General features: G+C 60.8%; 13 protein-coding genes. 5 read left to right on the top strand and 8 right to left on the bottom strand.

Features of this window, described 5'->3' with window-relative positions; genetic code table 11:
- Nucleotides 1-9: 9 nt before the first annotated feature.
- From AOA61_RS16545 to cpaB, 4 genes are read right to left on the bottom strand one after another with little or no spacing between them, the layout of a single operon-like run.
- Complete coding sequence (locus tag AOA61_RS16545; protein WP_032887132.1) at nt 10-1,281, bottom strand: CpaF family protein; 1,272 nt, start codon at nt 1,279-1,281, stop codon at nt 10-12.
- A complete protein-coding gene (locus tag AOA61_RS16540; RefSeq protein ID WP_032887131.1) occupies nt 1,278-2,468 on the bottom strand; it encodes a pilus assembly protein in 1,191 nt (396 codons plus the stop codon). Before AOA61_RS16540 ends, AOA61_RS16545 begins: the two co-directional genes overlap by 4 nt.
- Nucleotides 2,465-3,682 (bottom strand): type II and III secretion system protein family protein, encoded by a 1,218-nt coding sequence (locus tag AOA61_RS16535; RefSeq protein WP_099602172.1) that lies wholly within the window; start codon nt 3,680-3,682, stop codon nt 2,465-2,467. Before AOA61_RS16535 ends, AOA61_RS16540 begins: the two co-directional genes overlap by 4 nt.
- A 17-nt stretch (nt 3,683-3,699) precedes the next feature.
- Nucleotides 3,700-4,647 (bottom strand): Flp pilus assembly protein CpaB, encoded by a 948-nt coding sequence (gene cpaB, locus AOA61_RS16530; protein ID WP_099602171.1) that lies wholly within the window; start codon nt 4,645-4,647, stop codon nt 3,700-3,702.
- Between the two features lie 315 nt (nt 4,648-4,962).
- Here cpaB and AOA61_RS16525 point away from each other — a divergent pair, with 315 nt between their 5' ends.
- From AOA61_RS16525 to AOA61_RS16515, 3 genes are read left to right on the top strand one after another with little or no spacing between them, the layout of a single operon-like run.
- Nucleotides 4,963-5,154: a Flp family type IVb pilin gene (locus AOA61_RS16525; RefSeq protein ID WP_032887128.1), complete on the top strand. Its 192-nt coding sequence runs from the start codon at nt 4,963-4,965 to the stop codon at nt 5,152-5,154.
- Between the two features lie 26 nt (nt 5,155-5,180).
- Entirely contained in the window at nt 5,181-5,369 is a 189-nt protein-coding gene (locus AOA61_RS16520) for a hypothetical protein (protein ID WP_032887127.1), read from the top strand.
- A gap of 53 nt (nt 5,370-5,422) precedes the next feature.
- Nucleotides 5,423-5,821 (top strand): response regulator, encoded by a 399-nt coding sequence (locus AOA61_RS16515; protein WP_032887125.1) that lies wholly within the window; start codon nt 5,423-5,425, stop codon nt 5,819-5,821.
- 125 nt (nt 5,822-5,946) lie between these two features.
- Here the strand turns inward: AOA61_RS16515 and AOA61_RS16510 are convergent, their stop codons facing one another.
- The 4 genes from AOA61_RS16510 to AOA61_RS16495 form a co-directional block, all read right to left on the bottom strand.
- Nucleotides 5,947-7,629, bottom strand: coding sequence for a ShlB/FhaC/HecB family hemolysin secretion/activation protein (locus AOA61_RS16510; RefSeq protein WP_099602170.1), 1,683 nt, complete (start codon nt 7,627-7,629; stop codon nt 5,947-5,949).
- Between the two features lie 183 nt (nt 7,630-7,812).
- Nucleotides 7,813-9,369 carry a collagen-like triple helix repeat-containing protein gene (locus AOA61_RS16505; RefSeq protein WP_099602169.1) on the bottom strand — a complete coding sequence of 519 codons (1,557 nt, stop codon included), beginning with the start codon at nt 9,367-9,369 and terminating at the stop codon, nt 7,813-7,815.
- 305 nt (nt 9,370-9,674) lie between these two features.
- Nucleotides 9,675-10,523: a MaoC family dehydratase gene (locus tag AOA61_RS16500; RefSeq protein WP_099602168.1), complete on the bottom strand. Its 849-nt coding sequence runs from the start codon at nt 10,521-10,523 to the stop codon at nt 9,675-9,677.
- A gap of 2 nt (nt 10,524-10,525) precedes the next feature.
- Nucleotides 10,526-11,869 (bottom strand): 3-oxoacyl-ACP reductase, encoded by a 1,344-nt coding sequence (locus tag AOA61_RS16495; RefSeq protein ID WP_099602167.1) that lies wholly within the window; start codon nt 11,867-11,869, stop codon nt 10,526-10,528.
- Between the two features lie 105 nt (nt 11,870-11,974).
- Here AOA61_RS16495 and AOA61_RS16490 point away from each other — a divergent pair, with 105 nt between their 5' ends.
- Nucleotides 11,975-13,252, top strand: a complete 1,278-nt coding sequence (locus tag AOA61_RS16490) for an acetyl-CoA C-acetyltransferase (protein WP_099602166.1) — start codon at nt 11,975-11,977, stop codon at nt 13,250-13,252.
- Nucleotides 13,253-13,386: 134 nt separating this feature from the next.
- Nucleotides 13,387-14,286: a PA4780 family RIO1-like protein kinase gene (locus AOA61_RS16485; protein WP_032887119.1), complete on the top strand. Its 900-nt coding sequence runs from the start codon at nt 13,387-13,389 to the stop codon at nt 14,284-14,286.
- Nucleotides 14,287-14,405 lie beyond the last annotated feature (119 nt).

Here is a 14,405-nt window from a genome sequence, read left to right as displayed (position 1 = left end):
AGGCGGCTCCTACAACGGCAGCGGGATTTCGCGGCGCAGTTTGTCGCCGGCGGGGTTGATGGCTTCGCGCAGGAAACCGAAGCCGGTGCGTTTGTCATGCCGGAACAGTGTGTTGGTGACGTACACGTCATCACGCACGCCCACGACTTCCACCACTTCACTGACGCAACGGCGACCGTCGGGCAAACGCGTCAGTTGGATCACCACATCCAGTGCCGCGCAGATCATCTGGCGCAGGGTTTTCTCCGCGACCACGCGGCCGGTGAGTCCCACCAGCGTCTCCAGGCGCAGCAGCGCATCCTGTGCGTTGTTGGCGTGCACGGTGCTCATCGACCCGTCGTGGCCGGTGTTCATCGCCGTGAGTACATCGAGCACTTCCACGCCACGAATCTCCCCCAGAATGATGCGGTCCGGGCGCATCCGCAGGGCGTTGCGAATCAGGTCGCTGGCCTTCACTTCGCCGTGCCCTTCGGCATTCGGCGGGCGGGTTTCCAGGCGTACTACGTGGGGGTGGCCCAGTTGCAGTTCGGCTACATCTTCGATGGTGACGAGCCGCTCATGGGGGTTGATCAGTTGGCTCAGAATGTTCAGCAGCGTGGTTTTACCGGTGCCGGTACCGCCGCTGATCAAGATGTTGCAGCGCTTGCCCACGGCTTCTTGGAAGAACTCGAAAATCAGTTGATCGATGGTCTGCATGGCCATCAGGTCGCTGCTTTTGAGCATGTCCTTGCGAAACTTTCGGATCGACAGGCAGGGGCCGTCCAGGGCAATCGGAGGAATTATCGCATTGACCCGACTCCCGTCCGGCAACCGCGCATCGACCATGGGTGACGACTCATCCAGTCGTCGCCCCAAGGGTGCGAGGATGCGTTGCATGACCCGCTCCACATGGTGGTCGTCGATAAAACGCAGGTCGCTTTGGTGCAGCAGGCCGTCGCGTTCGACGAACACTCGGTGCGGGCCGTTGACCAGGATTTCAGTGACGGATGTATCGCGCAGCAGCACCTCAAGCGGCCCGAAACCGGTGAGTTCGTCGACGATTTCTTCTGCCAGTCGCTCCATTTCATAGCGGGAGATCGCCAGGTGCATGCGGGTGATGTACTCGGCGACTTTATCCATCACAAATTGCGCCAAAGATTGGCGCGTGCCTTCCAACAGGTTTTTCCCCGACTCCTCTATGGCATCGATGATGTAGCGGTGCAGGACCAGTTTGAGGCCGTCGTGATCGGTGTTGTCGACGGTGCCGCGTAAGGGCGAACCGAACAGTTTATCGCTGCTCATTTCGTACTCCAGAGACGGGTAAGCCAGTTGGCCGGTGGTTTCTCAAGGCCTTCGGAGCGTTTGGCCAGGCGCTCGCCAAGGGTGCGCAGGCCTTGGGTGAGCGGCTCGCGGGGCGATAAGGCAAATAAGGTCTGGCCCTGATTTTTGGCATTCAGGCGGATTTCCGCGCTCAGGGGCAGCACGGCAATCACTTCCAGGCCGAAGGTCTTGCCCAGCGCTTCGGCCTCCGGTGCGGCGCCTTTGATATAGCGGTCGACCAGCAGACGGCCGTGCTCCAGTTTCATGCCTTTTTCACGCCATCGATTGAGCACCGCCAGGTTGCGTCGGCAGTCGAGCACGCTTTGATCGGTGCACCACAGCAACTTGTCGCAATGACTGACGAAGGTGCGCAGCGCTTCGCTGTCCGGCTGGCCGGTTAGGTTGACGACAATGTGCTGGAAGTGTTGACGCAGGGCGCTGAGCAGCATGTACAGCTCGGCAGCGCTGGTTTGCTCCAGCGATTCGTCGCCGTCGGTGTAGGCCAGAATGCGCAGACCAGCCTCGGCCGAGGTAAAGGCGCTGTTGATCAAGGTGGCATCCAGGCGTCGTAAGTGGCGCAGGGCATCACCGAAGTGAAACGAGCTTTCCAGGCCCAACAGCGCCAGGCTGTCGCCCCGAGGCAGTCCCAAATCCAGTACCAAGGTTTGCTGCCCGCTTTTTTGCACCACTTGCGCCAGGTGGGTGGCCAGTAACGCGCCGTCGGTACCGCACTGGGTGCCATAGAGCACCGTCAGGCCACCCAGGTGAGTGGTGTGGCTGACCGTCGGCAGGCGCTTGCTCAGGCGTCGAACCAGGCCGGCCACTTCACTGGAACGCGAGCCATAAGCGACGAAGTCGCGGGCGCCGGCCCGCATGGCATTGAGTACGAGTTGATTGTCCATGCCGTCGCCCAGCGCGACGATGGCCAACATGGGTTTGGCCTCCAGTGCCCCTTCAATCAGGGCACATTGCGTGGTGACGTTTTCACGGTCCAGTCCGATGAAGACCAGGTTGGCGAAGGTCACGTCGACCAGTGCCAGCAGTTCGTCCAGACTGCCGCCGCCGGCGCTGACCACTTGGCCCAACGGTGCAAGCGCGCCCTGAAGCCACTCCAGATCGGTGCTGTTACGCGTTATTGCCAGAAACGTTTGGCTCAGGCTTTCGCTCATTGGGACAGCCCCGTGCGACGGTCGAAGTTGCCATTTTCAAGGAAAAACAGGCGGTACCAATTAGGGTCGTAGCTGCGCAGCTTTTCGCCGGGCAGGGACGGCAACTGCGCATGGGCCGCCAGGGGTTGTACGAGGTGGGGTGTGACGATCATCAGCAACTCTTTTTCCTCGCGGCTGATGTTGGAATCGCGGAAGAACGCACCCAGGATCGGGATGTCGCCCAGGCCGGGAAATTTGTTGATGGTGGAACGGTTGTTGGTACTGATCAGGCCACTGATGACGAAGCTTTCGCCATCGGCCAGGGACACGCTGGTGTCGGTGCGACGCACAGTGAGTGCGGGTACCTGAATGCCCTGGATCTGCACGGCGTTGCTGTAGTCCAGTTCGCTGACCTCCGGTGCGACCTTGAGGGTGATGCGGTTTCGGTCGACCACGGTGGGGGTCAGGGTCAACCGAATACCAAACTCTTTGTACTCGATGGAGATGGTGTCGCTGCCGGCGCTGGGCACCGGCACAGGCACTTCGCCCCCGGCCAGGAACGTTGCGCTTTGCCCGCTCAGGGCGACCAGGCTGGGTCGCGCCAAGGTGTAGGCAAAACCGCTGCTTTCCAAGGCATTGATCATCGCCGACACGCGCCCGCCGCCGAAGCCGATATTGAAGTTGGAGGCGCTCACCGGCAGAGCCAAGGTGTTAGCGCTGGGCACCGCGAGGTTGGGGCTGCCGATCAGGAAGTTTTTGCCAATCCCCAGGATCGAGGTGCTTGCCTCCTTGAGCTTGGTGCGACTGACTTCGACGAAGCGGATATCGGTCTGTACCTGGCTCGGCAGCAAGGGGTCGTCCGAGGGGGACAGCGACAAGCTGGTTAACGCTGAAGTGGCTTTGCCTTTGACGAACACCATGCTCTGGCGTGGGGTGTTAGAGCACGCGGTCCAGATCATAAGGCTGGTGGCGCCTTGGGAGATGCCAGTCAGCAGGAACGCCTGGTTGCCGTTGACTTGAACGTCGGCGATTTTGGGGTCGCCGACCGCCAGGCGGGTAATGGCAACCGGGGATTGCATGGCTTGTTGCATGCCTTCACCGACTTCGAGCGTCGCAGGAAGCTTGCCCAGGCTGGCGCAGTTGCCCGGTGCTGCCTGTGCGATCGCGATGGGCAGCGTCAGGGTGACGAGGGCCCAGAACGCTCGTGAAAAAAACCTCAGGGAACGACTGCTCATTCAAGGCATCCTTAGCGCTATCTGGGCGTTTGTTGAGTAACCTGGTTGCCGCGTATCACCTCGACACCCGAGCGACGTGGAGCGCTGGTGGTGGCCGATGGGCTGAAGTTGCTGGTGGGTGGTGCAGTAAAGGCCAACTGATTGAACTGGTAGAGGTCGCGCTTGGCGTTGTCGAGGTTTGCCGCTGATTCATTGGTGCCCGACCAGTATTGGCTCAAGCGTTGTTCGTCAGCGCTGCGCAGGGCCAGGCGCATTGCACCGGCTTGTGTGGCAAGCACCAACCGACTCATCAGTTGTTCTGGAACGGCCAGCAACACGGTGCGCGCACTGGCACGGCTCTGTTGTTGCTTGGCTTTGTCTTCGGCCGTTGTTGCTACAGGGGAGCCGGGTTTACCGTCATTGGTCAGCCCGAGTTGGTCACCCACTCCAAGCAGGCGAAGTGCGGGGACTACGGTTTGCGCCGAGGGTTGCGGGTTACCGTTTTCCTGGCGCAGGTACAGCATCACGTCAACATAATCACCCGGGTTCAATTGCCCAGCGGCGCCGGTTACTTCATCCACGGCAACGGCCAGCGCGCGTTCGTCAGAGCGGATCATCCGGGCGAGGCTTCCGCCAGCCTCGAAGCTTTGTTCGGTCAGCCAGGTTCCGGCTTCCAGGCTGCGCCAAGGCGTGCGTCCGATGGCTTGCTCCAGCGTGGTGAGGCTGCCAGCCGGTGCAGTGCGCAGTTTTTCCAGGGTCAGGTCGGCGGCGGTGAGGGCGACGAAGGGCGGCACGTCGTGGGCCAGTACCACCACGGGTTGACGTGTCGGGTCTTCGACGGGGGCCACTGAAGAGGGGGTGGCAACGGGCTGAGCAACCACGGCGGCCGCCGGTTCCGGACGGCTCAACACGAGGCCCCAATAACCGGCAATCAGCGCTCCCAACAAGAGCAACCCGGCCAGAATCATACTGATGCGACTGCTCATAAAGGCTCTCCCTTTCCCACTGCAGAACCTGCTGTCTGGTCCATCCAGCACTGCGCAATCAGTTCACTATCAAGGTCTAACTATTTCGCTATTTGAAGGTAGTTCAGCTAGGACGAAATGCCATTACTCCTTGGAAAATTTCTCTTCATTAGTGGGAAATAAGGTTCTTCAGGCGTCATCGATTTGGCTACTACTTTGTGATTAGTCGCTTATTACAGTTGTTGGGAGTGGATTTGCCGACAATGCTCTAATGGCACAGCGAGATCATGCTGTAGCCCAGCTACATCAGCGCCCGGAGCGCAAAGGAGAAGTCAAATGTTCCTTGACGTCATTCGCAAGGTGTTTATCAAAATCCAGATTTTGTCTTACGGAAGAGAGGGGGCCTCCGGTATCGAATATGCAATTGTCGCGGCGATGTGTGCAGCGGTGATCGGGCTGTTCATGACGCCCATCAGCACTAAAGTCAAAGCCATTTTTACATCGATTCAGACCGGTATTGGCACTTGAGCTTTTAACCCTTGTTGGAGAGTCGCATGTCAGCAATTGGCAAGGTGTTCTTAAAGCTTCAACTGATGGTCTGCGCCAGGGATGGCGCTTCCGGTATTGAGTACGCCATTGTGGCTGCCATGTGTGCGGCTGTGATCGGTATCTTCATGACGCCCATCAGCGACAGAGTCACTGCGCTGTTCAAGTTGGTCGAAGCCAGTATCTTGTCCACTTGATCAATGGCGCGATACGACTACCCTGAGTGCACGTTTAGTATCAGGATCCTTAAATGAGCCCCATGTCGTCCCCCCGGCAACAAATCCTGTTAGTGGACGACGAAGAGGACGCGCTGATCGAGCTCGCCGAATCCCTCGGAAACGAGGGGTTTGTGTGCTTTACGGCAACATCCGTCACCTTCGCCCTGCAAGAGTTGACACTTCACCCCGATATCGCCTTGGTCATCACCGACCTGCGCATGCCCGAGGAAAGCGGTATCTCCTTGATCAAGCGCCTGCGCGAACACACCTCACGCTCGCACCTGCCGGTGATTGTGATGTCCGGTCATGCCGAAATGGATGACGTCAGCGACATGCTGCGCCTGCAGGTCCTGGATCTGTTTCGCAAGCCGATTTACCTGGTGCGGTTGATTGATACGTTGGACAGCTTGTTTCCTCTCAGCAAGCGGTAGGGCTTTTGGGGACTGTTGCGCAGTCGAACACGAGCAAGCCCGCTCGCCACAACACGCCCTCTTACCACAGCAAGCTCGTCTGCCGCAGAACCCCGCTCAGCCTAAACTGAGCGCTGTAGGCCTTGTCAGAGTTGATAGCTGAAACTCAACGTATACCGCGGCTGGCGGTTGAGGCTGTCGAGGGCCTCGTCCGACATCGGCTTGGCCGCTTCGAGCGCGATGTTGTAATACTTCGCGTCGCCAAAGCGCAGGCCCACGGCGGCTGATGACAGGTTGTTGCCTTTGATGGGCTGGTCGTTGAACCAGGTCTTGGCACGGTCGAACACGATGTAGGGTTGCAGGATTCTCACCCACTCGCCGGCACGGTTGTAGCTGTAGTTGACCTCATAGGCCATGCCCCAGCCCTTGTCGCCCGAGCCTTGATCATCGGGGTAGCCACGACCGAAGTTCTGCCCGCCGAAGGTGGCGCGCTCGCTGTCGGGCAAGGTGTCGTCACTCCAATAAAGCGCTCCTGACAGCACGCCCTGAACGTTGCCGAACAGCTTGTTGCTTTGCACGCCCGACAGGCGCAGGCGGAAGAAGTCCAAGTCAGGTTTGAGGCCTTCGAGGTCGCTGCGTGTCTTGGCGCCCATGCCGTCGATGCCTTGGTACAGCCCCGCGCTGAGGATGCGCAGTTGGTCGGCGTCGGCCTTGCGCCAGTCGCCTTCGAACGCCACGGCGCGCAGGTTGGTTTCGATGTCAAAGCGCTGGGGGAATCCCACCAGTTGATAGCGGGTTTTCTGGTCGACCCCATAGAACCGCGTGCCCAGGGTCAACGACTCGGTGGGCGAGGCGATCAGCGGGTGGCTCAGGCCAATGGAGAATCGGTCGATTGCCTGATGGGGCTTGAGTTCGAAGCCGCCGCCCAGTTGCAGGTTGGTGCCGGGGTCGGCGCGATAGCGTTCACCGGATAGCACCAGTTGGGTGCCCTCGGCATTGACGAATTGGCTGTAGGCGGCGCGGTAGTAGTGTTCTTTGTCGTCGCCCGGTGGGAACAGGCCGCTCACGCTCAGTTGTTCACCCATGGCGGTCTGGGAATTGCTGGTGGCGGTTAACAAGGCTTGCGTGCCGCCACGACTGGCCTGGTTGAGGCTCATGCTGGTGGTGAAAGGCTTGCGGCTGGCAGTGATCTGCATGTGGGTGCCGCCGTCGGTGGTGCCGGGTGGCGGCACTTGCGCTTGCAAGGTGACGCCGGGGATCGCGCCCATGAGTGTGGTGTAGCGCTCGAAGGCTTTACGGGTCAGTGGGCGCTCGGCCTTGAGTTTGTCGGCGAGCTTTTCGACGTAGGACGACACTGAGCCAATATCGCCTTGTACTTGGTAATCGCGGATATAACCCTCCACCAGAATGACGTGCACCAGGCCGTCATCGAAGCGTTGCTCCGGCAGGAACGCATAGGACAGCAGGTAGCCGTCTGCCTGGTAGCGCCGGGTGATGCTGCGTGTCGCCTCGATCAATTGGGCCAGGTTGGTTTCGTGGCCGATCAAGGGCTCGAACGCCAGGGCAACGTCGTTGAGCGGGTAGACCGTGCCGCCGTCGATCTGCAGTTTGCGAATGGTCACCTTGGTGTCCATCAGTAACGGTTGCGCCTCACTCGCCGCAGGGGTGGGCAGCTGCGTTTGCGGGGTGTTCGGGCGGTAGGCATCGGCGGGCAGATTGGGCACCGGCAGGTTGCGGATGGTGTCGTTGCTATTGAGGAAGCTGGGCAGAGTATCGGCGTGGGCGTAAGCACTGAGGGTGAGCAATAACAACGGTGTCAAAGCGCGCATAGGACACTCCATGGTCAAAGCAGCAGCGTTTCGCAGGTGCCCGCCGGGCTCTGAAGGCGCGGTTCGGGTGTTTTTCAGGGGCCGTTCAGTGGCCCTAAAAAAAGACGAGAGATTTATTAGATCTCTCGTCTCAACCAAGCGTAGGCGCTGTAGGTGAGGCCGTCTAATCGGCCAGGTGCAATTCTATTTTTTGCCGGTGAGGCCACCGAGCAACCCCCCCAGGCCACCGCTGGTGCTGGCCCCGGCACTGGCACTGGCGCCGGCAGATGCGCTGCCGCCCAGGTTCAAGCCGCCGCCGAGCAACCCGCCGCCGCTGGTACCGCCGGTGACTAGGCCACCCACCGACGCCACGGTGCCGCCGACAGCGCTCACGGTGCCGCCCAGGGCGTTGGTGACCGGGTTGGCATTGGCGCCGCTGATTTTGCCGCCCAGGCTGTTGACGGCGCCGCCGACGTTAGTCACCAGTCCATTGACTGGGGCGCCCAGGCCGGTGGCGTTGCCGACGTTTTGGGTCAGGCTGGCGATGCCACTGGTGGCAGGGTTAAGTGCGCTGCCGAGGTTGGTGGTCACCGCCATGATCGGAGCGCCCGCGGCGGTGTTTGGAGTGCCGCTGCCGCCCAGCAAGGTGCCCAGAGATGCCACCGTGCCGCCGGCGCTGGCGCCGGTGACGCCAGCAGCGCTCACCACGCCATTGGTATTGCCAACGTTGAGGCCGTTGCCGGCGCCGGCGATGACACCACCGATCAGTTCCGGCAGACCGAGTTTGACGCCACTGCCGCTACCGCCGCCGTTGCCGGTGCCGGTGGCTGGGTCGACATAGCCGCTTGTGGTGCCGACCACGGTGCCGACGCCATTGAGCAGGTTACCCACGGCGCCGGTCACAGGGTTACCGGTGCCGCCAGCGCCGGCGACTTTATCGCCGAGGCCATCGACGGTGCTGCCGACTTTATCCAGCAGGCCGCCGACCGGGCTGTCCAGGCCCGTTGCGTTGCCAACTTTGCCGGTGGTTTTTTCCACCAGCGAGACGACTGGCACCAGCACTCGGGCGCCCACGGCATTTGTCACATTGCCCAGCGGGCCGGTGGTGCTGGCGGTGCTCAGGGTATCGCCGAGCATGGTCACCACGTTGCCGACTTTATCGACCGCGCCGCCCACCACTGGCGCAGTTGCGCTGACCACGGGCACTTTACCCAGCAGCGTGCGCACGTTAGCGCCGGTGGTGCTGACGCCATCGCCCAGATCGGAAACACCTTGGCCTACGCCGTCGAGGGTGTTGCCCAGTGCATTGCTGTCAGTGCCCAACGAGCCGAGCCCATCCGACAGGCCGTTGCCGATGCTGCCGACCGCAGTGCCTGTGGCCACCACCAGACCTTGGGTGGTCGCGCCAACAATCGGCAAGCTGCCGAGGGTGGTGCCGAGACTGCTGACGGTGCCGCCCACGCCGGTCACGGTGTTGCCCAGCGTGTCGACGACGGTCGCGGTGACCAGTGGCGTGGTGGTGCCGCCACCAGTGCCGCCACCGGTACCTCCACCAGTGCCGCCACCGGTACCTCCACCGGTACCTCCACCAGTGCCGCCACCGGTACCGCCACCAGTACCTCCACCGGTTCCGGCAGTATCCGAAGAGGAGGAGCCGCTACTGTGATGCCCGCCACCACCGCTGCTGCAGCCACAGAGTGTCATTGCTATTGCCAGGGCCAACGCGGTACTTGCTTTCCAAAACACTACTTGAGTTTTCATGATTGAATTCCTTGCACCCGTACAACCTTAGTTGTCTTCAAACGCTCGTTATTTCTTGGGATAGCGATGCGTTTGTCCGTAGGTCTATAACAGACCCGGGTGCGTGTTCCCTCAAGGCTAAACTTGGTATTAACGATTTATATAGAGGGCGTGAAGTGTATGCTTAATGACTAGTCGTAAGGGTATAAGGGGAGGGCGTATCAAGATGTATATGTCTATTGAATCAGTCGCTTAGATAAACAAATAGCGGACTTTTTCAAGTCCGCTATTACTTATGGCGTATATATACAATTAAGCAGGTTTTGTTATGCGATTGGCCGCCATTTCCCCACCATATGTTCAATATCCCCCGCGCCTTTCAACAGTAATTCGCCACTGGAACCGGCGGTGCTACTGTGCAACGTCACTTCGCTGGGCAGGCGCACCGGTTTTTTGAATACCACTTCGATTTCTACATTGGCAGCGGGCAGGTGCTCACCGAGTGCGGCCAGTGTGCGGGCCTTGTTCCACAGTCCGTGGGCGATGGCCTGGGGGAAGCCAAACAACTTGGCGGTCGGGGCACTCAGGTGAATCGGGTTGTAGTCGCCGGAGACCCTCGCATAGCGACGGCCGATATCCGAAGGGGCCTTCCAGCGGGTCAGTTCGCTGATGTGTGCAGGTGTGGGCTGGGTGTCATCGGCAGCTTCGCCTTCGAGTTTTACGCCTCGGCAGAGCATTCGGCTCTCGGCTTCCCACAGCACTCCGAGAGAATCTTCGACGGTGGTTACCACCTCAAAGGTTGCGCCCTTGGCGTGAGGTTGGAGGTTTTGCGCGTGCACGCTTATGAAGAGTTCGTTTACCCCGCCCAATGGGCGATGGATTCGAATGCAATTGCTCAGGTGGATCAACCCCAGCAACGGGAAGGGAAATGCCTTGGCCGTGAGCAGCTGCATTTGTAATCCAAACGCCAGGATGTGTGGGTAGGTCGCCGGTAGGATCGGGCTGTCGGCAAAACCGCAGACCTTGCGATACGCCGCGACGTCCTTGGGGTTGACGCTGACCCGGCAGCGCAGCCCCTGTTCAGGCAGTGTGCTGCCGGTAATCTTGCGCTTGAGCGCCGCTCGCCAATACAACGGCGGCAGAAACGGGGTATTGCCTAAGGTCTGCCATTCCATGCTCACGCTCCCAATAGACTTTGCCCGCACACCCGCAATGCTTGCCCGCTGACCGCGCCGGAACCGGGCTGGCCCAGCCAGGCCACAGCTTCGGCGACGTCCTGCGGCAAACCGCCTTGGCCCAGGGAGCTCATGCGGCGCCCGGCTTCACGCAGGGCGAACGGGATGTGTGCGGTCATCTGGGTTTCGATAAAGCCTGGCGCCACAGCATTGATGCTGATCCCGCGCTCCTTGAGCAACGGCGCCCACGCCTGCACCAGGCCGATCAAACCCGCCTTACTCGCGGCATAGTTGGTTTGCCCACGGTTACCAGCGATGCCGCTGATGGACGCCAGCACCACCACGCGGGCGTTGTCGTGCAGGCTGCCGCTGTCGAGCAGCGCTTTGGTCAATACCTGCGGTGCATTGAGATTGACCGCGAGCACCGCATCCCAATATTCCGGGGTCATGTTGGCAAGGGTTTTGTCACGGGTGATACCGGCGTTATGCACCAGAATATCGAGGCCATCGGGCAGGTGTTCGATCAACTGGCTGGCGGCGTCTTCGGCGCAGATATCCAGCACCACCGTGCGAGCACCCAAGCGCGCCGCCAGGGCTTCGAGGTCGGCCTTGGCCTGGGGGACGTCAAGGAGAATGACCTCAGCGCCGTCGCGGGTCAGGGTTTCAGCGATAGACGCACCGATGCCACGCGCCGCACCCGTGACCAGCGCTTTGCGCCCGGCCAGTGGGCGGGTCCAGTCCTCAACGGGCGTGGCGCAAGCCTCCAGGCGAATCACCTGGCCGGAAATGTAGGCGCTTTTCGGTGAGAGGAAGAAACGCAGCGCGCCTTCCAGTTGGTCTTCGGCACCCTCGCCGACGTAGAGCAATTGCAACACTCCGCCGTTGCGCAGTTCCTTGGCCAAGGAGCGGCTGAACCCTTCCAAGGCCCGCTGGGCGCTGGCGGCAAACGGGTCGCTGAGACTTTCCGGGGCGCGGCCGAGGATCACCAGGTGGGCGCTGTTATCGAGGTTTTTCAGCAGGGGCTGGAAGAACTCGCGCAGTTGCTTGAGCTGGTCGGTGTGTTGCAGCTCGCTGGCATCGAACACCACGGCCTTGACCTTGGGGCCGTGCCCGGGAATCCACGTCGATGACTCGGCGCCGTAGGTATAAATCGCGTCGGTGAGTTTGTTGGCAAATGCCTGCACCTTGCTTGTCAGGGCTCCACCGCCCAGCAGCAGTGCACCGTCTACCGGGCGTAGGCGTCCGGCTTGCCAGCGTTCCAGGCGTACCGGTGACGGCAGGCCAAGGGCGGCGACCAGGCGATGGCCGAGGCTTGAGTTGGCGAAGTCGATATAACGGTCAGACATGGAACGCTCTCCGAAGGCTGGGGTTCAAAGGGTTGACCATCCCAGGGTAGCAGTCGTTCGACTAGGCTCAGTGATCAAGCCCATAACAGACAGAGGGAGCTTTCCATGACTCAATTGCGCCGTGTAGCGATCATTGGCGGTAACCGCATTCCTTTCGCCCGTTCCAATGGCCCCTACGCCACGGCGAGTAACCAGGCGATGCTGACCGCCGCCTTGGAAGGCTTGATCGAACGCTACAACCTGCACGGCCTGCGCATGGGCGAGGTGGCCGCCGGCGCGGTGCTCAAGCATTCGCGCGACTTCAACCTGACCCGCGAATGCGTGCTGGGCTCGCGCCTGTCGCCGCAGACCCCAGCCTATGACATCCAGCAGGCCTGCGGCACCGGGCTGGAGGCGGCATTGCTGGTGGCCAACAAGATTGCCTTGGGCCAGATCGAATGCGGCATCGCCGGCGGGGTGGACACCACGTCAGACGCACCGATTGGGGTGAATGAAGGGCTGCGCAAGATCCTGCTGCAAGCCAACCGCAGCAAATCCATGGCGGATAAATTAAAAGTCCTGTTACAACTTCGTCCCCATCACCTTAAGCCAGAACTGCCGCGCAATGGCGAGCCGCGTACCGGTTTGTCCATGGGCCAGCACTGTGAGTTGATGGCGCAGACCTGGCAGATCCCCCGGGCCGAGCAAGACCAGCTTGCGCTGGAGAGCCACCAGAAAATGGCGGCCGCCTATGCCGAAGGCTGGCACAACGATCTGCTCACCCCGTTTCTGGGCCTGACCCGCGACAACAACCTGCGTCCCGACCTGACCCTGGAAAAACTCGCCGCCCTCAAACCCGCCTTCGAGCGCAGCGAAAAGGGCACGCTCACCGCCGGCAACTCCACACCGCTCACCGATGGTGCATCTCTGGTGCTGCTGGGCAGTGAGGCTTGGGCGAAGGAGCGGGGGCTGCCGATCCTGGCGTATCTGCGCGATGGCGAAGCGGCGGCGGTGGATTTCGTCAACGGCGCCGAAGGCCTGTTGATGGCTCCGGTGTATGCGGTGCCGCGTCTGTTGGCGAGGAATGGCCTGACGCTGCAGGACTTCGATTATTACGAGATCCACGAAGCATTCGCGGCCCAGGTGTTGTGCACGCTAAAAGCCTGGGAAGATGCGGATTACTGCAAGACCCGCCTGGGGCTGGACGCGCCGTTGGGCTCCATCGACCGCAGCCGGTTGAATGTGAAGGGCAGCTCCCTGGCCGCCGGGCACCCATTTGCCGCCACCGGCGGCCGTATCGTCGCCAACCTGGCTAAGTTGCTGGATGCGGCGGGCAAGGGCCGAGGGCTGATTTCGATCTGCGCGGCGGGCGGTCAAGGGGTGACGGCGATCATTGAGCGTTGATTGCAGCCGAAACTGGCATATAGGATGCATTCTTGAGTGGTCAAAGATCGGTAGCCCCTCCCACCGGCGAGCCGATTGCCGTATAACGAGTGCCATACGCGTATTTGGTAATAAAGGACCCACAATAAAAGCTGATGAAGACTCCTAAACGCATTGAACCCCTGATCGAAGACGGTCTGGTCGACGAAGTGCTGCGCCCTCTCATGAGTGGTAAAGAAGCAGCTGTTTATGTGGTGCGCTGCGGCAACGAATTGCGTTGCGCCAAGGTTTACAAGGAGGCGAACAAACGAAGTTTTCGTCAGGCATCCGAATACCAGGAAGGCCGTAAGGTCCGTAACAGCCGTCAAGCCCGGGCCATGGCCAAGGGCTCCAAGTTCGGTAAGAAAGAAACCGAAGATGCCTGGCAGAACGCCGAAGTGGCGGCATTGTTCCGCCTGGCCGGCGCGGGCGTTCGCGTGCCCAAGCCCTACGACTTCCTCGAAGGCGTGCTGTTGATGGAGCTGGTGGCCGACGAGTACGGCGATGCGGCGCCACGTCTGAATGACGTGACACTGGAGCCGGACCAGGCGCGCGAATACCACGCCTTCCTGATTTCCCAGATCGTGCTGATGCTGTGTACCGGCCTGGTACACGGTGACTTGTCCGAGTTCAACGTACTGCTTACCCCCACGGGCCCGGTGATTATTGACCTGCCCCAGGCAGTGGATGCGGCGGGCAACAACCACGCGTTCAACATGCTGGAACGGGATGTGGGCAACATGGCCTCCTACTTCGGGCGTTTTGCCCCGGAGTTGAAGAAGACCAAGTACGCCAAGGAAATGTGGGCGCTGTACGAAGCCGGTACCTTGCACCCGGCCAGCGTCTTGACCGGCGAGTTCGACGAGCCGGAAGAGTTGGCGGATGTGGGCGGTGTGATTCGCGAGATCGAAGCGGCGCGGCTGGATGAAGAGCGCAAGCAAGCGATTCGGGCGGCAGATGATGCTCCGCCGAGCAAAGCGTCCGAAGAACCGCCACCGCCGCCTTGGATGCAATGATCTCCGGGTAAATGAAGATCAAAATGTGGGAGGGGGCTTGCTCCCGATAGCGGTGTGTCAGTTACAGATATTGAGACTGACACACCGCCATCGGGAGCAAGCCCCCTCCCACATTGGTT

Source organism: Pseudomonas sp. 2995-1, from assembly GCF_002742505.1.
Lineage (GTDB): Bacteria > Pseudomonadota > Gammaproteobacteria > Pseudomonadales > Pseudomonadaceae > Aquipseudomonas > Aquipseudomonas sivasensis.
The sequence above is the reverse complement of the archived record's forward strand: the minus strand, read 5'-3'. Positions and strand labels throughout refer to the sequence as shown.

What these genes read in the sequence shown, in the direction of transcription:
- AOA61_RS16545 (WP_032887132.1), bottom strand. Translation starts at nt 1,281, where the DNA reads ATGAGCAGCGATAAACTGTTCGGTTCGCCCTTACGCGGCACCGTCGAC.
- AOA61_RS16540 (WP_032887131.1), bottom strand. Translation starts at nt 2,468, where the DNA reads ATGAGCGAAAGCCTGAGCCAAACGTTTCTGGCAATAACGCGTAACAGC.
- AOA61_RS16535 (WP_099602172.1), bottom strand. Translation starts at nt 3,682, where the DNA reads ATGAGCAGTCGTTCCCTGAGGTTTTTTTCACGAGCGTTCTGGGCCCTC.
- cpaB (WP_099602171.1), bottom strand. Translation starts at nt 4,647, where the DNA reads ATGAGCAGTCGCATCAGTATGATTCTGGCCGGGTTGCTCTTGTTGGGA.
- AOA61_RS16525 (WP_032887128.1), top strand. Translation starts at nt 4,963, where the DNA reads ATGTTCCTTGACGTCATTCGCAAGGTGTTTATCAAAATCCAGATTTTG.
- AOA61_RS16520 (WP_032887127.1), top strand. Translation starts at nt 5,181, where the DNA reads ATGTCAGCAATTGGCAAGGTGTTCTTAAAGCTTCAACTGATGGTCTGC.
- AOA61_RS16515 (WP_032887125.1), top strand. Translation starts at nt 5,423, where the DNA reads ATGAGCCCCATGTCGTCCCCCCGGCAACAAATCCTGTTAGTGGACGAC.
- AOA61_RS16510 (WP_099602170.1), bottom strand. Translation starts at nt 7,629, where the DNA reads ATGCGCGCTTTGACACCGTTGTTATTGCTCACCCTCAGTGCTTACGCC.
- AOA61_RS16505 (WP_099602169.1), bottom strand. Translation starts at nt 9,369, where the DNA reads ATGAAAACTCAAGTAGTGTTTTGGAAAGCAAGTACCGCGTTGGCCCTG.
- AOA61_RS16500 (WP_099602168.1), bottom strand. Translation starts at nt 10,523, where the DNA reads ATGGAATGGCAGACCTTAGGCAATACCCCGTTTCTGCCGCCGTTGTAT.
- AOA61_RS16495 (WP_099602167.1), bottom strand. Translation starts at nt 11,869, where the DNA reads ATGTCTGACCGTTATATCGACTTCGCCAACTCAAGCCTCGGCCATCGC.
- AOA61_RS16490 (WP_099602166.1), top strand. Translation starts at nt 11,975, where the DNA reads ATGACTCAATTGCGCCGTGTAGCGATCATTGGCGGTAACCGCATTCCT.
- AOA61_RS16485 (WP_032887119.1), top strand. Translation starts at nt 13,387, where the DNA reads ATGAAGACTCCTAAACGCATTGAACCCCTGATCGAAGACGGTCTGGTC.